The 16,847-nt window shown below is 63.5% G+C and carries 17 protein-coding genes; 7 read left to right on the forward strand and 10 right to left on the reverse strand.

Annotated features, from left to right (window positions below; all coding sequences use genetic code 11):
* Positions 1–46 precede the first annotated feature (46 nt).
* Together SynNOUM97013_RS01365 and SynNOUM97013_RS01370 are read left to right on the forward strand one after the other, a co-directional pair.
* Positions 47–607, forward strand: a complete 561-nt coding sequence (locus SynNOUM97013_RS01365; protein ID WP_186480473.1) for an NUDIX hydrolase — start codon at positions 47–49, stop codon at positions 605–607.
* 14 nt (positions 608–621) lie between these two features.
* Complete coding sequence (locus tag SynNOUM97013_RS01370) at positions 622–2,100, forward strand: FAD-binding domain-containing protein (RefSeq protein ID WP_186480474.1); 1,479 nt, start codon at positions 622–624, stop codon at positions 2,098–2,100.
* 3 nt (positions 2,101–2,103) lie between these two features.
* Here the strand turns inward: SynNOUM97013_RS01370 and SynNOUM97013_RS01375 are convergent, their stop codons facing one another.
* Both SynNOUM97013_RS01375 and SynNOUM97013_RS01380 read right to left on the reverse strand, forming a co-directional pair.
* On the reverse strand, positions 2,104–3,327 hold the full coding sequence (locus SynNOUM97013_RS01375) for a DegT/DnrJ/EryC1/StrS aminotransferase family protein (RefSeq protein WP_186480475.1): 1,224 nt from the start codon (positions 3,325–3,327) through the stop codon (positions 2,104–2,106).
* A 9-nt stretch (positions 3,328–3,336) separates the two neighbouring features.
* Positions 3,337–3,954, reverse strand: a complete 618-nt coding sequence (locus SynNOUM97013_RS01380) for a thioredoxin family protein (RefSeq protein WP_186480476.1) — start codon at positions 3,952–3,954, stop codon at positions 3,337–3,339.
* A 93-nt stretch (positions 3,955–4,047) separates the two neighbouring features.
* Here SynNOUM97013_RS01380 and SynNOUM97013_RS01385 point away from each other — a divergent pair, with 93 nt between their 5' ends.
* A complete protein-coding gene (locus SynNOUM97013_RS01385) occupies positions 4,048–4,545 on the forward strand; it encodes a hypothetical protein (RefSeq protein WP_186481348.1) in 498 nt (165 codons plus the stop codon).
* On the opposite strand, the gene SynNOUM97013_RS01390 is transcribed toward SynNOUM97013_RS01385, so the two are convergent.
* Both SynNOUM97013_RS01390 and SynNOUM97013_RS01395 read right to left on the reverse strand, forming a co-directional pair.
* Positions 4,542–4,970 carry a hypothetical protein gene (locus SynNOUM97013_RS01390; protein WP_186480477.1) on the reverse strand — a complete coding sequence of 143 codons (429 nt, stop codon included), beginning with the start codon at positions 4,968–4,970 and terminating at the stop codon, positions 4,542–4,544. The two genes, SynNOUM97013_RS01385 and SynNOUM97013_RS01390, sit on opposite strands and share 4 nt — an antisense overlap.
* 6 nt (positions 4,971–4,976) lie before the next feature.
* Positions 4,977–5,918 carry an FAD-binding domain-containing protein gene (locus tag SynNOUM97013_RS01395; RefSeq protein ID WP_186480478.1) on the reverse strand — a complete coding sequence of 314 codons (942 nt, stop codon included), beginning with the start codon at positions 5,916–5,918 and terminating at the stop codon, positions 4,977–4,979.
* A 120-nt stretch (positions 5,919–6,038) separates the two neighbouring features.
* Between SynNOUM97013_RS01395 and fabI the strand changes: the two genes are divergently transcribed.
* From fabI to SynNOUM97013_RS01415, 4 genes are all read left to right on the forward strand, one after another.
* The gene (gene fabI, locus SynNOUM97013_RS01400; RefSeq protein WP_186480479.1) at positions 6,039–6,821 is read left to right on the forward strand and encodes an enoyl-ACP reductase FabI; all 783 of its coding nucleotides are present in this window, start codon (positions 6,039–6,041) and stop codon (positions 6,819–6,821) included.
* Positions 6,822–6,866: 45 nt separating this feature from the next.
* Positions 6,867–7,472, forward strand: coding sequence for an imidazoleglycerol-phosphate dehydratase HisB (gene hisB / locus SynNOUM97013_RS01405; RefSeq protein ID WP_186481349.1), 606 nt, complete (start codon positions 6,867–6,869; stop codon positions 7,470–7,472).
* A gap of 57 nt (positions 7,473–7,529) precedes the next feature.
* Entirely contained in the window at positions 7,530–9,017 is a 1,488-nt protein-coding gene (locus SynNOUM97013_RS01410) for a carotenoid oxygenase family protein (protein ID WP_186480480.1), read from the forward strand.
* 106 nt (positions 9,018–9,123) lie between these two features.
* Entirely contained in the window at positions 9,124–9,828 is a 705-nt protein-coding gene (locus tag SynNOUM97013_RS01415; RefSeq protein ID WP_186480481.1) for an SIMPL domain-containing protein, read from the forward strand.
* Positions 9,829–9,864: 36 nt separating this feature from the next.
* Here the strand turns inward: SynNOUM97013_RS01415 and SynNOUM97013_RS01420 are convergent, their stop codons facing one another.
* The 6 genes from SynNOUM97013_RS01420 to SynNOUM97013_RS01445 all read right to left on the reverse strand — a co-directional run bounded on the left by SynNOUM97013_RS01420 (position 9,865) and on the right by SynNOUM97013_RS01445 (position 16,827).
* Complete coding sequence (locus SynNOUM97013_RS01420) at positions 9,865–11,403, reverse strand: BCCT family transporter (protein ID WP_186480482.1); 1,539 nt, start codon at positions 11,401–11,403, stop codon at positions 9,865–9,867.
* 18 nt (positions 11,404–11,421) lie between these two features.
* The gene (locus tag SynNOUM97013_RS01425; RefSeq protein WP_186480483.1) at positions 11,422–12,609 is read right to left on the reverse strand and encodes an FAD-dependent oxidoreductase; all 1,188 of its coding nucleotides are present in this window, start codon (positions 12,607–12,609) and stop codon (positions 11,422–11,424) included.
* Positions 12,606–13,661: a Glu/Leu/Phe/Val dehydrogenase dimerization domain-containing protein gene (locus SynNOUM97013_RS01430; RefSeq protein ID WP_186480484.1), complete on the reverse strand. Its 1,056-nt coding sequence runs from the start codon at positions 13,659–13,661 to the stop codon at positions 12,606–12,608. The genes SynNOUM97013_RS01425 and SynNOUM97013_RS01430 overlap by 4 nt, the downstream gene beginning before the upstream one ends.
* Entirely contained in the window at positions 13,661–14,698 is a 1,038-nt protein-coding gene (locus tag SynNOUM97013_RS01435; protein ID WP_186480485.1) for an SAM-dependent methyltransferase, read from the reverse strand. Before SynNOUM97013_RS01435 ends, SynNOUM97013_RS01430 begins: the two co-directional genes overlap by 1 nt.
* Before the next feature lie 75 nt (positions 14,699–14,773).
* Positions 14,774–15,361, reverse strand: coding sequence for an RdgB/HAM1 family non-canonical purine NTP pyrophosphatase (gene rdgB, locus SynNOUM97013_RS01440; RefSeq protein WP_186480486.1), 588 nt, complete (start codon positions 15,359–15,361; stop codon positions 14,774–14,776).
* A gap of 2 nt (positions 15,362–15,363) precedes the next feature.
* Positions 15,364–16,827, reverse strand: coding sequence for a phosphoglucomutase/phosphomannomutase family protein (locus SynNOUM97013_RS01445; RefSeq protein WP_186480487.1), 1,464 nt, complete (start codon positions 16,825–16,827; stop codon positions 15,364–15,366).
* Between the last annotated feature and the right edge of the window lie 20 nt (positions 16,828–16,847).

Here is a 16,847-nt window from a genome sequence, read left to right on the forward strand (position 1 = left end):
ATCCTGCCGCGCAACCGCCATGCTGGTGCCCGCTTTGCTCTCTCTCATGGCATCACTGCCGGCCCCTGAGCCCTACGAGCTTCTGGAGACCATCGAAGCCCTGGATGCCCGCAAGGTGCGCTTTGAGCGCAATCGCATCAAGTTGCCCATGGGGGTGGAGGGCACCTTCGGGATCATTCGCCATCCCGGCGCATCCCTCGCCGTGCCGATCACCAATGACGGTCAGGTGGTGGTGCTGCGTCAGTACCGCTTTGCCGTTCAGGCGCGATTGCTGGAATTTCCAGCCGGCACGTTGGAGGAGGGGGAAGATCCGCTGGAGTCCATGCAGCGGGAACTCGGGGAAGAGGCCGGTTACAGCGCGGCCCGCTGGGACGCCCTTGGTCCGATGCTTCCCTGCCCCGGGTATTCCGATGAGGTGATCCACTGCTTCCTCGCCAGGGATCTCACGGCACTGGAGAACCCGCCTGCAGGCGATGACGATGAAGACCTGGAGGTTGTGCTGATGCGTCCAGCGGAGCTGGATGCCCGCCTGGCCTCAGGAGAGGAGTGGCTGGATGGCAAGAGCGTCACCGCCTGGTATCGCGCCAAACAACTGCTCAATCTCTGATCAAGACCATTCCGATGACCGCTCCCCGCACGCTTTTCTGGCACCGTCGCGATCTTCGCCTGGCGGACAACACCGGCCTGCAGGCGGCTGCGGCCCTTGGGCCTGCGGTCACCGGGGTGTATGTCCTGGACCCCGCCATTCTCAATCCACCCGCTGAGCTGCCGCCGATGGCGCCGGCGCGTCTCTGGTTTCTGGTGGAGAGCCTGGTGGAACTGCAGCAGCGTTGGCGCGACGCTGGCAGTCGTCTGCTGGTGGTGGCCGGGGATCCGGTGCAGCGTCTGCCGCTGCTGGCCTCGCTTCTGGAGGCCGCGGCGGTGGTCTGGAGTCGGGACGTGGAGCCCTACGCGCGCGAGCGCGACCGTCAGGTGGCGCGGGCTCTGCAGGCCTCCGGCCGCAAGGTGCTGGTCGACTGGGATCAGCTGCTGGTGGCTCCGGAGCTGCTCAAGACCGGCGGCGGTGATCCATACCGCGTCTATGGCCCCTTCTTGCGCAACTGGCGTGGACAGGTGGAGCGCAGCGAACCTGGCACCGTCGATGCTCCGACGGGGTTGATCGATCTGGATGCCGGCAGTCTGGAGGCATTGCAGACGGCTGCGGGTGAGCTCGGTCGCCTCTGCGCTGAAGGACAGCGCGAACTGGAGCAGCTCCGCTCCGGCCATGGCTTCCAGGGCACGGACCTCTGCCCCTGCCGTCCCGGTGAAGCGGCGGCGGCGGGACAGTTGGCTGCGTTCGTCGATGGTCCGCTGCTGGGTTACGAGCCGGATCGCAATTTCCCTGGGATGCCCGGCACGTCGTTTCTGAGCGCTGCTCTGAGTGTGGGCACCGTCAGCCCTCGCCAGGCCTGGTGCGCCGCTCAGGAGATCAAGGACGTGGCACGCAGTGATGAGCAGCGTCACGCCATCACCGTGTGGGAGCAGGAGCTGGGTTGGCGCGAGTTCTACCAGCAGGCGCTGTTTCACTTTCCTGAATTGGCGGATGGGCCCTACCGGGAGCAATGGCGTCGCTTCCCTTGGGACAACAACGAAGACTGGTTTGATTTCTGGAAGGACGGTCAGACCGGCATGCCGATCATTGATGCGGCGATGCGTCAGCTTAATCAGACCGGTTGGATGCACAATCGCTGCCGCATGATCGTGGCCTCCTTTCTGGTCAAAGACCTGATCTGCGACTGGCGCTGGGGAGAACGCGCCTTCATGGAGCTGGAGGTGGATGGTGACCTTGCCGCCAACAACGGTGGCTGGCAGTGGAGTGCCAGCAGCGGCATGGATCCCAAACCTCTGCGCATCTTCAACCCCGCGACGCAGTCAACGAAGTTTGATGCGGATGGTGAGTACATCCGGCGATGGTTGCCGGAGCTTCGCCATGTGAACACCAAGGATCTGCTCAGCGGTGAGATCGGCGCTCTGGAGCGTCGCGGTTATCCCGAACCGCTGATCGATCACAAGAAGCAGCAGGCCCGCTTCAAAGCGCTCTACGCCACGATCCGATCGTGAAGCTCAGGCGGCGACCTGGCAGGCCTGATCGCTGGTTGAGGGGCGTTGCTTGAGAAGGCCGCGCAACACGGAGATCACCTGGTTCTGCTGGTCTTCGGAAAGTTCAGGGAAGATCGGCAGGCTCAGCACTTCACTGCAGAGCTGTTCGGTCACAGGGAAACTGCCGGCCGCGAGATTCAGATCCGCGTAGGCCGGTTGGCGGTGAATGGGGATTGGGTAATAGATGATTGTGTTCACTCCCTGGTCCTGCAGGCTCTGTTTCAGCCAATCGCGGCAGCGGCTGCTGGGCAGACCGAACTCACTGGGAGTGTCGCTGCATTGACCCGCGCAATGGTTTTGTCCGTCGGGACAGAGGCTCACGCGCACCACAAATTGGTTCCAGCCATGGCCACAGCCCTGGGCTGGGTCAGGCAGCTGCAGTCCATCGAGATCAGCGAGGGCTTCGTGGTAGCGCGCTGCGATGGCCGAGCGTTTGGCAACCCATCCGTTCAAGTGCGGCAGCTTCACGTTCAGGACGGCGGCCTGCAACGCATCGAGCCGGCTGTTGTAGCCGAGCTCGGTGTGCAGATAGCGGCGCGGCATGCCATGCACCGCCAGTTCCCGCATGCGCTGGGCGATGGCGGCGTCATGACAGGTCACAGCACCACCATCACCGGCAGCACCAAGATTTTTGGTGGGGAAGAAGCTGAAGCAACCCACGTCCCCCCAGCTGCCGACAGGGCGTTGATCCCACGCGGCACCGGTGGCTTGGGCGCAATCCTCCACCACCTTCAGGTGGTGTTTCTGGGCAATGGCCATCAGACTGGTCATGTCCACAGGACGCCCGAACAGATGCACGGGGATCAGCACTTTCGTCGCTGATGTGATCGCTGCTTCGATCTGCTCCAGATCAATCAGATAGGTGTTCGGGTCCACATCCACGAACACCGGAGTGGCTCCCACCGCACTGATCGCCTCTGCGGTGGCAAAGAAGCTGAAGGAGGCGGTGATCACCTCATCGCCAGGTCCGATGCCAAGGCCTCGGAGAGCCAGGATCAGCGCATCGGTGCCGCTGTTGCAGCCCACGGCATGGGGCGTCCCAACAGCAGCGGCGAACGCGGTTTCAAACGACTTGATGTCGGGGCCGCCGATGTACTGGCCGCTGCGCAGCACCCGCAGCACGGCTTCATCGAGTTCCGGTCCCAGATCGGCAAGTTGCTGACTGAGACTGAAGGGAGGCACCTGCATGGAGGCACATTAAGCCGGTGTCCCGAACCATGGGGGTTCCTGTCCGGGATGCCACTTGATGTTGCAGCCGATGGAGGGCTGCTGGCGTTCACTCACCGCCTCTCCCTTCAGAACGGCATCGAGGGCGGCCCGTAGATCGCGACTATCCAGGGGAACCGCGTTGCCGGGACGACTGGCGTCCAGTTGGCCGCGATAGCGCAGGGTCTGACGGTTGCTGGCGTCGGGGGCGAACAGAAAAAACTCAGGTGTGCAGGCGCCCTGGAGGGCCTTGGCCAGGGTCTGCTGCTCATCCAGCAGGTAAGGGAAGCTCCATCCGTGCTGCATGGCTTGGTGTCGTAGCCCCTCGGGGCCGTCCTGGGGGTGCGTGGTGAGGCTGTTGCTGGCGATGCCGATCAGTGTCACCGCGCTGCCGTAGTTGTGTTCCAGCCGGCTCAGTTCCGGTTCCACATGCTTCACGAAGGGGCAGTGGGCGCAGAGCAGCATCAACAGCACGGGCCTTGAGGGCAGTTCCGCGTCGCTCAATATTTCCGGGGCCGATCCACCCTCTAGGCGGCCGCTGACCCGGGCCAACTGGAACGCCGGCAATGGCGTGCCAAGCGGAAGCATCGTGGAGGGAGTGAGAGCCATGACACCCAGCCGAAAATCGCTGCACTGGTGGTCATCCTCCGCCAGACTCCGGCCCTGCTGGTCAGTGATCGCGTGCGCAGGCGTGCTCTGGTGATGGGATTCCCCGGCCTGGCCCTGGCTCTCGTGCTCATGGGCTGTTCAGCCAGGACGGGTCCCAGCTGGAAGGTGTTCCCGCTGTCCAGACGCAGTCCCCATGACGGCCTGGCGGTGGTCAGTCAGCCCGATGGCTTTGGCCTTCATCTCTTTTTGGAGACGGACACCAGTGATCCGGAGCGATGCGAACCCCGCTGGTTCCCGGACGCCGCGCGATTGTTCAACGGCAATGGCACCGCTCCGTTCAGTGCTGGCTTGGCGCCTCGCGACGAGTTCTTCGCTGTGGTGCGTCGCAAGGAGGTTCGCGCGGCGCTGCAGAACGAACTGAAAGCGCTGTGTGCGCAACGGGCCCCGCAGGCGCGCTGGCAGTGGACGGATCCTCCGACTCAGGCCTCTGAGGTGATTCCGGTGCTGTTGCCGGCTTATGAGGGGGAGGATCTGCTCACTGATCCGGCCGAGGAACAGCAGCGTGAAAAGGCGTTGCTGGGGGAGAGTTAGAACCCTTCCCAGACGACAGGTTCCGCTTCACGCCAGTAGCGACTGAATCGGCCGAGCCTCGGTGGCCGCGGTAGTTGCACGAACGGCTCCGGTTCCAGCAATTCCAGATCGATCTGACCGTCAATCGCAGCCGCGATGCGCTCTAGGCGTGGATCCACCGGCAAGCTGCTGATCACTCCGTCGGCGTTGTGGCGTTTGGCGAATGCGATCACCTCCTCGGCGACGTCGCCTTTGCGCAGCGTCAGTGGCAGGTCAAGCGCGCTTTCGTAGAGAAATCCAAGGCGCTTGCGACTGATGCTGGCTGTCCGGATCCAGTGGGAGTCGAACACAAACAGTGCCGGAGTGCCCGGGTAGGCGATCAGAGCGGGATTGCTGGGGCCCAGAGCTTCCTCATGCACCCAGAGAATCGGTTGTTGAAAGGTCATCACGGGTTAGCGCTGGGGGCGGGCCATGGCGGCACTGTTGCCGCGTCCCTGCTGGCCGCGACGGTTGTTGCTGGGACGGTTGTTGCTGCGACGGGTGTTGGGTACGTCACGGATCGCGGCCTGTGCGGCGAAGAGTTGCGATTCCAGCTGGTCGTAGCTGCCCTCAAAGGGGCACTGATTCGCGCTGGGGCAGTGTTCGCAGAAGCGCCCGTCACTGAAACGCTCGAGGTTGCCCCTGTTGAAGAAGTAGGGCTTGTGGCTGAAGCTGCTGGCCACCCATTGCCAGCTGAGGTGATTGCTGGCGGGATCGCCGTCGATCAAATGCTGGAGAAACCAGTCCGCTCCGGCTTTCCAGTGCACCCGACGCCAGTGCACCACGTAGGCGGCCATCCACATGCGGGCGTGGTTGTGCAGCCAGCCCGTTGTGACCAGTTCGTTCTGGAAAGCATCCATGCAGGCCAAGTCGGTGCGGCCATCGCGGATGTCTTCTGGAAGGTCCCGCTGATAGGACGCCGGGTCGTGCCCGGTTTTGAGTTCCTCCTGGCTGTCATGAATGCCGTCACCAAGGTCGACCCACATCCGCTGCCAGAAGTCACGCCAACCCAGCTCATTAATCAATTTTGTGCCGTCGTCCCGGTTGCGGACGCGCTGGAACACGGCGTCTCGCACTTCGCTGAGACTGAGAACGCCATGGCGGATGTAGGGGGAGAGACCCGTTGCAGCACCCCTGAGATGGTTGCGGCTCTTGGCGTAGCGACGCGGATCGACCTTGTTCAAGAGCTTTTCAGCTGCCTGACGCCCTCCCCTTATGGGGCTGAGTGAACCCTCGGCTTCGGGGAACTGTTCGGCCAGAAGCTGGTCGAGGGCCGTTCGGTCGTGGATCGTTCTGGGCAGATCGTCAGGCTGATCAGGCCATGACAAGGGAGCTGGGGAAGGCTGCGGCGGCACCGTTTTGGTCGACGTCGTCGGCTCATCCTGTCGATCCGATCGTTCAACCGCGACTGCCGCTGGCAACGCAGGGGCCGGGATGGGTGAGAATCCCTGGATACTTCAGTGAATTCCGGTCCGATGCTTCTCGATCTCACGGGCAAGAAGATTCTCGTTACCGGTATCGCCAACAACCGATCGATTGCCTGGGGCATCGCGCAGCAGCTCAGGGCCGCAGGTGCCGAGCTGGGCATTACCTATCTCCCCGATGACAAAGGTCGCTTCGAGGCCAAGGTGCGTGAACTCACCGCGCCTCTCGAGCCTTCTCTGTTCCTACCTCTGAATGTTCAGGATGCGGCCCAGATGGAGTCGGTGTTCAGTGAAATTAAGGAGAAGTGGGGTGTGCTGGATGGTTTGGTGCACTGCCTGGCCTTCGCTGGTAAAGAGGAGCTGATCGGCGATTACAGCGCCACCACCGCTGAAGGGTTTGCCCGTGCCCTTGAGATCAGTGCTTATTCCCTGGCGCCTCTGTGCCGTCACGCCAAGCCGCTGTTTAGCGAGAAGGCCGGTGTGGTCACCCTGACTTACCTGGGTGCTGAGCGCGCGATCCCTAATTACAACGTGATGGGTGTGGCGAAAGCCGCTCTTGAGGCTTCCGTTCGCTACCTCTCGGCTGAGTTGGGCCCTGACAAGCAGGTGCGTGTCAACGCGATCAGTGCTGGTCCGATCCGCACTTTGGCCAGCTCGGCCATCGGCGGCATTCTCGACATGATCCACAACGTGGAAGAAAAGGCGCCGTTGCGTCGCACCGTCACGCAGACCGAAGTGGGCAACACAGCTGCCTTCTTGCTCAGTGATCTCTCCAGCGGTATTTCCGGACAGACCATCTATGTGGATGCGGGCTACTGCATCAACGGCATGTGACTCGGCATGATCGGTTCATCCACGTCGCCGCTGGAGCTGGGCAGCATGCGTACAGGTGAGATCCACAGGGTCACCGGTGAAACCGATGTGAAGGTGCGGCTTGGGCTGGATGGCACCGGTCAGTGCCAAGCCAGCACCGGCGTGCCGTTCCTGGATCACATGCTGCATCAGATCAGCAGTCATGGCCTGATCGATCTGGAGATCAATGCGGTGGGCGACACCCACATCGATGATCACCACACCAATGAAGATGTGGGGATTGCCGTGGGACAGGCCCTGGCGCAAGCCCTTGGAGACCGTCGCGGTATTCATCGCTTCGGCCACTTCGTGGCACCCCTGGATGAGGCTCTGGTGCAGGTGGCGCTCGATTGTTCCGGTCGTCCGCATCTCAGCTACAGCCTGAGCATTCCCAGCCAGAAGATCGGCACCTACGACACCGAACTGGTGAAGGAGTTTTTTGTTGCCGTGGTCAACAACAGCGGACTGACGCTGCACATCCGTCAATTGGATGGTGCCAACTCGCATCACATCGTGGAGGCCTGTTTCAAGGCCTTTGCTCGGGCCTTGCGACTGGCGACGGAACTGGATCCGCGTCGTGCCGGTGCTGTTCCCAGCAGCAAGGGAGTGCTGGAGCAGGCGGGTGCCAGCTGATCGGCATCCGCGCTTCACAGTCCGTTACGAGAGGATGGAGGCCTCTGCCATCACTCCGTGACCGTTGCTCCTGCTGCTGAACGCTTCCAACGAGCGGAGTGGGCCAGCGCATTCCGCAATGTGGAGGATGAGCTCACCGCCGTGCCGGTCAAGGCCGCTCGGGGCACGGTGCCTGCGGAGCTTCTGGGAACGCTGTACCGCAACGGCCCCGGTCGTCTGGAACGCGCCGGTCAGCGTGTGCACCACCCCTTTGACGGGGACGGCATGATCACGGCTCTGCGTTTCGACGCAGATGGTGTGTCGCTCACCAACCGCTTCGTGCGCACCGCTGGCTGGCAGGCGGAAGAAGCTGCTGGCAAGGTGCTCTACCGCGGTGTGTTCGGCAGCCAGAAGCCGGGTGGTCGTCTGGCCAATGCCTTTGACCTGCGTCTGAAGAACATCGCCAACACCGGTGTGGTGCAGCTCGGCGATCAGCTCCTGGCTCTCTGGGAGGCGGCCGAACCGCATGCGCTTGACCCGCACAGCCTGGAGACTCACGGGATCTGCCTGCTGGGGGGTGTGCTGAAGAAAGGGGAGGCGTTCAGTGCTCATCCCCGCTTCGATCCAGGTCACCACGACCGTCCCCGCATGGTCACCTTCGGTGTGAACACCGGGCCGCGCAGCACCATCCGGCTGATGGAATTCTCCACAGAGGATGATGCTGCTGCAGGGATCAAGGCCGGTGACCTGCTCAATGACCGCCGCGACACGTTCGGCGGTTTCGCCTTTTTGCATGATTTCGCGATCACGCCCAACTGGGCGGTGTTTCTTCAGAACGCGATCGACTTCAACCCCCTTCCGTTCGTGCTCGGTGAAAAAGGTGCTGCCCAGTGTCTCCGCTCGAATCCCAACGGTCAGGCCAAGTTCTGGTTGATTCCCCGTGACAGCGGCGCGTTTGCAGGGCAAGCGCCTCGCATCATCGATGCTCCTGACGGGTTCGTGTTCCATCACCTCAACGCATGGGAAGAGGACGGTGATGTGGTGGTGGAAAGCATCTACTACAGCGATTTCCCCTCCATTGGCCCAGACGTGGATTTCGCGGCCGTCGATTTTGACCTGATCCCCGAAGGTCTGCTGGAGCAGTGCCGCATCCATCTCGATCGCGGCACGGTGGAGACCAAGCGCCTCAGCGAGCGCTGCTGTGAGTTCGCCATGGTGAACCCGGAGCGGGAAGGTCTGCCCTGTCGGTTTGCCTGGATGGCTGCAGCGGCGCGCGCTCAGGGCAATGATCCCTTGCAGGTGATCAAGAAGCTGGATCTCAGCACCGGTGAGCGTCAGATCTGGAGTGCGGCACCGCATGGGTTTGTGAGTGAGCCGCTGATGGTCCCCAGGCCCGGTGCCACCACCGAAGACGACGGATGGGTGCTGGAACTGGTCTGGAACGGTGAGCGGGAAGGCTCCGATCTTGTGATCCTTGATGCGGCCGATCTGCAAGAACTGGCTGTGCTGGAGCTGCCTCTGGCCATCCCCCATGGCTTGCATGGCAGTTGGGTGTCCGCCAGCTGACGGATGGATCCGGTGATCACTTGGCGGTGATCAGTCATGGGCCAGTCACCTCTTGACGCGCGAGCGGATCTAGACATCGGTCGTGGCTCTGATCCCTGTTCTGCTGATGCGTTCCAGGTTTGTCTCTGTTCCCTGTCTGGCTGTGATGACGTCACTGCTGGCGGGAGTCGTTGTTCCCCCTTCCGTGCAAGCAGAGAGTCAAGGTCCTCAGTGTCGTGGCACATTGCTGCAGCTGATGGTTCAGGAGCGAGGACAGGCCCGCTCGGAACGCTTCCGCTTCAACCTGCGCTTGGAGGCTGAGGCCGCCAGCGCTGCGGCTGCGCTGGATCAGCTCAATGCTCGACTTGATGTGCTGCGCCAGGCTCTCACCCCGTTGGTGCAAGACAGCTTGGTAGTGCCCGCGCCCAGCACTTTCCCGATCGGATCGGCCGCTTCAGCGAGCCGTTATCGGGCTGCGACGACGATCAGCGGCCAGGTCAGCCGCGGCGACTATGACGCCTTGATTCAACGGGCCGGTCGCTTGCCAGGGGTGCGGCTGCAGGGCATGACATCGCTGGCGTCCTCCAGCGGACAGGAGGCACTTGAGGAGCGTTTGCTGAAGCGTGCCTTGGAGCGCGGTCAGCGCCAGGCCGACCGCACCGCATCCGCGCTGGGGCTTCGCCGCGCGTCGCTGCTGCGGATTGATCAGCGCAGCAGGCCTCCGGTTCGCGTATTGGCGATGGCTGCTGATGCCTCCTCTCGCTTCAAACCGGACGAGGCTCCATTGCCCACTGGAACGATCAATCTGGCTCTGGATTACTGCCTGCGCTGATGCTCTGGCCACTCCGGAGCGCTCGTGCTGTTCGGGTTAGCGATGGCGCCATTCCTTCCAGGCCAGGCGGGGCGCCGTCCAGAGCGTGCACAGCACCAGCGGGGTGACGGGCACTGCGGCGATCACGATGAAGGCCTGCAGGGCATCGATGGAGGTGCTGTCCCCCAGGCCCGTGCCGATGCGCAGCAGCACCAGGGTGAGGCTGCCGATCATCAAGGCCCAGAACAGCCGCAGCAGTGCCGGTGGTTGCTTGCGGCCGCTCACCACCATGGCCGCGGCATAACTCATCGAATCGGCGCTGGTGCACATGAACAGCACCACCAGCAAAAGGCCGATGGGGATCAGAACACCCGCAAGGGGCAACTGACTGAGGATGGTGAGCAGGGCAGCGGCAGCGCCGTTCTGAGCCAGCGCGTCACCGATGCCACCTCCGGCTAACTCCAGATACAGTCCCGTGCCACCCAGCAGGGTGAACCACAGGTTGGTCACGATCGGGCAGAGAATGGCCACCGCCAGCACCAGTTCACGGATGCTGCGGCCGCGGCTGACGCCGGCGGTGAACAGCCCCATCAGCGGCGCATAGCCGAGAAACCACCCCCAATAGAACACCGTCCAGCTGTTCACCCAGTTCGCCGGCACGGCATTTGGTGTGAGGGCCATCTGCGGCAGATGGATCAGGTAGGTGACAAAGCCGCTGAGGAAGTGCTGGATCAGCCAGAGACCCGGGCCCAGCAGCAGCAGGCCTGCCGCCATGGCCAGCGTGAGCCACACGTTGAGCTCCGACAGCCACTTGATGCCTTTCTGAATGCCGCTGACGGTGGAGCTCGCAAAGACGGCCGTCAGCAGCACCACCACGAGAGATTGCAGCCCAGCGCTGTCGGTCAGCCAGGGCAGTTGCCCTGCGGCGTTGCTCAGTTGCAGGGACAGGAATCCCAGGGGGCCGACGGTGCCGGCGATCGCCGCCACCACCGACAACCCATCCGCAAGGTGACCGAGCGGACCATCCACCCAGCGGCGCGGCACGATGTTCACCAACAGGGTGCGGGGACGCAGGGGTTCACCGCGTCGCTCCTGGATTGAAAAGGTGATTGTGGTGGTGGTGGCCACCAGGGCCCACGCCAGAAAGCCCCAGTGCAGAAAACTCACCGCCAGGGCGGGATCCACTGCCGCGGCTGTACTGCCCTCGACCCCTGCGAACACCGGTGATGGCGTCTGGAAGTGATACAGCGGTTCGGCTGCCGACCAGAACACACCACCCCCCGCTAGCAGGGTGCAGATCAGCACCGCGCACCAATCAAAGAATTTGAGGCTTGGTTTGGCGTCCGCTCCGCCGAGCCGGAGTGTTCCGATCGGGCTGATGGCAAGGAATAGTGCGATCAGAAAAAGCAGCACCACCATCCATTGCCAGACCCCGCCAAGGGCATCACTGATCACGGCTTTGCCGTTGTCGGTGAACTGTTTGGCCAGGGCCAGGTCGATGGCCGACACCAGCAGAAAGATCAGCAGAGGAATGGCGCCGACCCAGAGGGGGGGCTGGCGCCACCAGGAGCGCTGGCTCGTGGGGATGTCAGGCATCGGTTGAGGGGTGAGGGGTCAGGCGCGGACGGCGTCGCGTTGGTGGCTCCAGCAGGAGAGATCGACGGCGGGTTGTTCGCCGCTGGCGAACCGTGCCAGCGAATCACCGATCAGGGGAGCGAACTTGAAGGCCTGGCCAGAGCCTCCGGCGAACAGACTCAGCTTCGGGGTGAGCCGGTCGAGAACGAAGTTCACGTCGCTGGCCATCGAGTACGGGCTGATCACGGTCTCCACCCGCTCCTGCACGCCCTCCAGTTCGTTGAACAGGAAGGTGTCGAGCAGTTCCACCAGGCGTGCTGGTGGCTCGGTGACCATGGCGTTGGGTTCGGCGACGCGCAGCTCCTGCGGGGCCCAGTCGATGCCGGCCTTGATCCTTGGGCGGCCATCTGCTGTGTGGCTGAGCACTGGGAAGCCGTAGTAAAGACCACCGTCATCGCCGCGTTCCTGCTGGAAGCAGAACCACTGCGGGTACCGATCGGCCAGCGCCGGGTCGACGGTGTAATGGGCCCAGAGCATCGGCCACACCTCCAGCTTGGGAGCCAACCCCAGGGGGGCCAGCAACAGCTGGCTCCAGATCCCGCAGGCCACCACCAGCTGTCCGGCGGCGATGTGTGCGCCGCTTTCCAAGGTGACGCCACCGCCATCGGGATCGAGGCCCGCCACGGGGCAGTGCTCGATCAGCTGATGGCCGGCGTTGCGAGCGGTGTTGATCCAGTGGCTCACCACCTTGTCGCTGCGCACGGCACCGGCGGTGGGTTCGAACAGTCCGGTGAAGCCCGCCTTCGGCTTCAGCGGGAAGCGGGCAGCGATCTGGTCGGCATCGAGGGCTTCGTAGGGAATGCCCTGATCGTCCATGACCCGACGGGCTCCGGGGATCGATCCCTCAATCGTTTCTTCATCCCAGCTTTCGCCGTAGAAGAGCAGGCCGTGGGTTTCCCTCAGTTGTGCGCCAGCGTGGCTTTCTTCCTCGCGCCAGAGGCGATTGGCTTCCTGGGCTAGACGGCAGAGCACCGGGTCGGAGTACATCTCCCGGAACATCCGGGTTTCGCCGTAGCTGCTGGCCTTGGCGTGGGCCAGGGTCTGGGCTTCCAGCAGCACCACATCGCGGATGCCCCGGCGCGCCAGAGATGCAGCGCAGCTGAGGCCCGCCATGCCGCCGCCGACGATGACGACCGCCGCTTGGGTCGGAAGGGATGGTGGGGTCATTGGCCGTCTCCGAAGCTCAGTCCGATGGGTTTGCGTTCGCGTTCAGCCGCCACTTCCTCGAGGGCGGCCCCCACGGATAAGCCTTGCTCGCGTTGATTGAGATAGTCACTGGCCCGCTGCCGCACTTCGCTGCGCACAAAGGCGTAGACATCCTCTGCACCGGCGTGCTTCCAGGCTTCGGGTGAGAAGCGTTCGATGGAGTCGGCAATCACGGCACCGGCATTCACCAGCGGATCCGGCAGCACGCGAATGCCACGGCGACGCAGATCATCGGCGAGTTGAGGCGTCTGAAACGGAGCATTGGCTGCTGGAACCACAGACTTCACGCGCAGGGCTGAAGCGATCTCGGTGGTGATTAGCCCGGAAATAGAGCAGGGGAGCAGCAGATCCAGTTTCAGCTCCCACCACGGGCAGTCGAGTGGCAGGGGGGTCGCACCGACGAAGCCGGCGCGTTCCCGGTGGACATCCACGGTGAACACCGTCCAGCCATGGTCAACAAGATCCCGGGCCACGGTGCCGCCGACCGCACCGCAGCCATGCACGAGGGCTCGGCCAGGGCTGGCGTCCTTCAGCGCTTGTTCCAGCACAGCTTCCACGGCGCCGAGGGTGCCGTGGGCGGTGGCGGCACTGGCGTCCACCGGGCTGCCGACCGCTGCCAGCACGTGGGGGGTGAGCGCCGTCAGGCGTTCCATGTCCTCCAGGCTGGTGTTGAGATCGCAGCCTGTGATCATGGCGCCATCAAGCGACTCCAGCAGCTCGGCGGTGACGCTGATCAACTCATCCTTCACGGCAGCGGGTTCAGCGGCCCGGGCCACGATCTTGCCTCCGGCGAAACCGGTGCCGTAAAGATCGTGTTTGTGGGTCATCAACCCTGCCAGCCGCTGTCCGTCGGCGATGCAGGCCTCATCGCTGGGGTAGTTAAGAAGGCGCAGGCCCCCGTTGGCGGGTCGCTTGGCATCGGTGTCTTCCGCCACTACAAACACCGAGAGGTGGTCGGAGACGTGTTCCGCCAGCACCGACACCGTCGGCGCTGCTGTCTTGCCACTGCTCATCAGGCCACCTTCTCCATCATTTGGTGGTGTTCGACGTAATCCAGACTCCATTCGCTGGGAGCGTCGGCGATGCGCTGCTGCAGGCGCTTGAACACGGTGTCTGCTGCGGCCTCGCCAGCGGCACCGGCAAAGCTGTGGCGGCTCCAGCTGCGGATCGTCGCCATCAACCCAGCGGCGAAAGCGTCCGTGTCACCGTTTTCGTTCCAGCGGCGGCGGTAGGGGCATTTCACGTAAACCGTGCGCTCATCCACAAGGCGCAGACCATTGCGGTAGGGCGCCGAGCTGGTGTCCTTCAAGGGAGCCATGAACTCCTCAGGGGATTTGTAGAAGTTCAGAACTGTTCCGTTGCGGTACTGCTCCTCGCTGATCAGGCCTTCGTCCGCCATGCCACGCCAAATCTGGTGCAGCTGGTCATGCACGTTGCGGGTTTCGCCGCCGTTATGGCCGAGATAAAGGCCCGCTTCGTCACGGGAGAGGTTCACGGTCAGTAGTCGGCCGCCCACCTTCAGCTCGCGGCTGCGCAGCTCAAGGATGTGGGTCCAATCCTGCATCGCCTGGGTGGTGAAGCGCTGGAGCGCGTCGGCATCACCGGAGGCCAGCACATGGGTGTGGCTGTCGAGGGGGCCAGGGGAGGTGCTCAGCCAATGCATGGCCGTGGCGGAGAAGCCGAAGCTCACGCTGTTCGGCGCTACAGAGGGCTCGTAGAAGCTGCGGGCACTCACCAAAACGGTTGGCTTCGGATCGCGGGGGATCTGCAGGGCCAGGTTGTTGGCCAACGCAATGTTGTCGTTGCTTGGCAGGTCGTTGCCGATCAGCGTCAGGTGGGCCTTGGGCTGGTTGGCATGCAGGCGATCCAGCACCTGATTCCAGAGCCCGACTGCGGTGCCACCGTCGGCAGCCCCGTAATCGATCAGGACATGGCTGTCAGTAACAGCCAGTTGATTCACACAAGTCAGGGCCCAGTCGGAGGCGGCTTCGATGCAGAGGAGAGCGCCTTCGGTCTGCGCGCTGTAACCCGTGGTCATGGCGATGGCCATGGACCTCGTCAGCGTCAAGTTCCACCGTACAGACTGAGTCTTGTTCAGGCTTGCGATTCGCCTGGTCGGGTGGGATCAGTTCGCCTTCAGCAGTTGGCGCAGTTGCGGTTCCAGCAATGTGAAGGCTCGCCCCCGATGGCCGTGACTTTTCTTCTCCTTCAGTGACATTTCAGCGAAGGTACGGCCGGTGCCGTTCACTTCGAAAATCGGGTCGTAGCCAAATCCCTTGTCGCCACGCGCTGTTTCGGTGATGCGTCCTTCACAGCGGCCTTCCACCTCAAGCAGAACCGTGCCATCGGGAGCCGCCACGCACAGCGCTGCGCAGAAGCGGGCCGTGCGGTCCTGCTGGTCTCCCAGAGCCTTCAGCAAGCGCGCAATCCGTTCCGGGTCGCTTGGGGCGTAGCGGGCCGAATGCACCCCAGGTGCCCCATCGAGGGCATCGACACTGAGGCCCGAGTCATCCGCCAGTGCCCATTCACCTGTTGCAGCAGCAACGGCCAGCGCCTTGATCCGGGCGTTGGCGGCAAAGGTGCTGCCGGTTTCCTCCACCTCCAGACCCTGAGGTTGCGGTCGTACCAGCAGGGGCAGATCGCTGAGCAGTCCTTCGAATTCCCGGATCTTGCCCTGGTTTCCGCTGGCGATGACCAGTGTGCGCGTGCTCATGCTCAGGCCGCCTCCGCAAAGCTGCGGGCCCAGGCCAGCACTGCTGCCACCCGGTCAGCATCGGGTGCTTCGCAGTAGAGCCGCAGCAGCGGCTCGGTGCCCGAGAAGCGCAGCATCAACCAGTAACTGGCTCCCAGCCTCAGTTTCACGCCGTCGGTGGTGATCACCTCCTGCACCGGCATGCCTGCGATCTCCTGAGGGGGTGTGGTTGCCAGCAGCGATTCGAGGCGGCGGCGGGACTCCATGTCGGCCAATCGCAGATCGAGACGGTCGTAATGGCTTGCGCCGCCGCAGCGTTGGCGCAGCGCTTCCATCCGTGCGCCCAGGGGTTGACCGCCCTGCACCAAGGCTTCCAGCACCAGCATTGCTGCAAACAGGGCATCCCGTTCCGGCAGGTGCATGCCAAAGCCAACGCCGCCGGACTCCTCTCCGCCGATCAGCACCTCTCCGGCCAGCATTTCCGAGGCGATGTATTTGAAACCGACGGGCAGCTCCAGCACCTCACGGCCCAGGTCCTCCGCCACCAGGCGCATCAGATCGGAACCACTGACGGTTTTCACCACAGATCCCGGCAGGTTGCGGGTGCCTGCCAGGTGATCGATCAGCAGGGGCATCAGCTGCTGGGTGCTGCAGAAGTTGCCTTGCTCGTCCACAGCGGCGATGCGGTCGCCATCGCCGTCGAACACCAGGCCCACGGCGGGCTGGCCCCGTTGGCTGCAGGCCTGCACGGCTGCGATCAGTTCCTTCAGGTGAGGTGCAAGTGGCTCCGGAGGGCAGCCCCCGAACAAGGGATCACGGTTGCTGCGGATCTCCGACACGAGACCGTCGACGTCGGTGCCCAGCAGGTCCTGCACACATCCGGCTGCGGAGCCGTGCATCGGGTCCACAATCACCCTCAGCCCCATCGATTTCAGCCCTGCGCGGATCCCCTCCAAATCAAGTTTGCGACGCAGGCCTTCGAGGTGCTCGCTGCGGCCATCGAAGCGTTCCAGTTCGCCGGCGACTGGGACGCTGACCGCTCCAGCGGCCAGTCGCTCTTCCACGGCTGCGGTGAAGTCGCCCTCGACCGACCCCCCAAACGGACCCTTGATCTTCAAGCCAAGCCATTCCGGTGGGTTGTGGCTGGCGGTGATCACCAGGGCCCCGAGGGCCTGGCGTTCCACCACAGTCCAGCTGCAGGCTGGGGTTGGAACGGCTGAGCTGGTCAGTAGGGGTGTGAGGCCGACTCCGCGGACGGCGGATGCAATCGCTTCGGCCAGTTCCGGTGCCAGGAAGCGACGGTCATAGCCGATCACCACGGTGCGGCTCTTCAGTCCTGCCGGTGCCTGATAAGCGAGCTCCTGCGCTGAGGCTGCCGCGACGGGCAGCAGCCGTTCCACGGTGATGTCCACACCAAGGATTCCCCGCCATCCGTCAGTGCCGAAGCGGATGGGTGCTGCAGCCAGAGGGAGGGGAGGCGACGCCATGGGATGCCTGTGCTGCATGT

The organism is Synechococcus sp. NOUM97013 (assembly GCF_014279815.1).
Lineage (GTDB): Bacteria > Cyanobacteriota > Cyanobacteriia > PCC-6307 > Cyanobiaceae > Synechococcus_C.

Coding starts and splice junctions, on each gene's coding strand:
- SynNOUM97013_RS01365 (WP_186480473.1), top strand. CDS start 47: ATGGCATCACTGCCGGCCCCTGAGCCCTACGAGCTTCTGGAGACCATC.
- SynNOUM97013_RS01370 (WP_186480474.1), top strand. CDS start 622: ATGACCGCTCCCCGCACGCTTTTCTGGCACCGTCGCGATCTTCGCCTG.
- SynNOUM97013_RS01375 (WP_186480475.1), bottom strand. CDS start 3,327: ATGCAGGTGCCTCCCTTCAGTCTCAGTCAGCAACTTGCCGATCTGGGA.
- SynNOUM97013_RS01380 (WP_186480476.1), bottom strand. CDS start 3,954: ATGGCTCTCACTCCCTCCACGATGCTTCCGCTTGGCACGCCATTGCCG.
- SynNOUM97013_RS01385 (WP_186481348.1), top strand. CDS start 4,048: ATGGGATTCCCCGGCCTGGCCCTGGCTCTCGTGCTCATGGGCTGTTCA.
- SynNOUM97013_RS01390 (WP_186480477.1), bottom strand. CDS start 4,970: ATGACCTTTCAACAACCGATTCTCTGGGTGCATGAGGAAGCTCTGGGC.
- fabI (WP_186480479.1), top strand. CDS start 6,039: ATGCTTCTCGATCTCACGGGCAAGAAGATTCTCGTTACCGGTATCGCC.
- hisB (WP_186481349.1), top strand. CDS start 6,867: ATGCGTACAGGTGAGATCCACAGGGTCACCGGTGAAACCGATGTGAAG.
- SynNOUM97013_RS01415 (WP_186480481.1), top strand. CDS start 9,124: ATGCGTTCCAGGTTTGTCTCTGTTCCCTGTCTGGCTGTGATGACGTCA.
- SynNOUM97013_RS01420 (WP_186480482.1), bottom strand. CDS start 11,403: ATGCCTGACATCCCCACGAGCCAGCGCTCCTGGTGGCGCCAGCCCCCC.
- SynNOUM97013_RS01425 (WP_186480483.1), bottom strand. CDS start 12,609: ATGACCCCACCATCCCTTCCGACCCAAGCGGCGGTCGTCATCGTCGGC.
- SynNOUM97013_RS01430 (WP_186480484.1), bottom strand. CDS start 13,661: ATGAGCAGTGGCAAGACAGCAGCGCCGACGGTGTCGGTGCTGGCGGAA.
- SynNOUM97013_RS01435 (WP_186480485.1), bottom strand. CDS start 14,698: ATGGCCATCGCCATGACCACGGGTTACAGCGCGCAGACCGAAGGCGCT.
- rdgB (WP_186480486.1), bottom strand. CDS start 15,361: ATGAGCACGCGCACACTGGTCATCGCCAGCGGAAACCAGGGCAAGATC.
- SynNOUM97013_RS01445 (WP_186480487.1), bottom strand. CDS start 16,827: ATGGCGTCGCCTCCCCTCCCTCTGGCTGCAGCACCCATCCGCTTCGGC.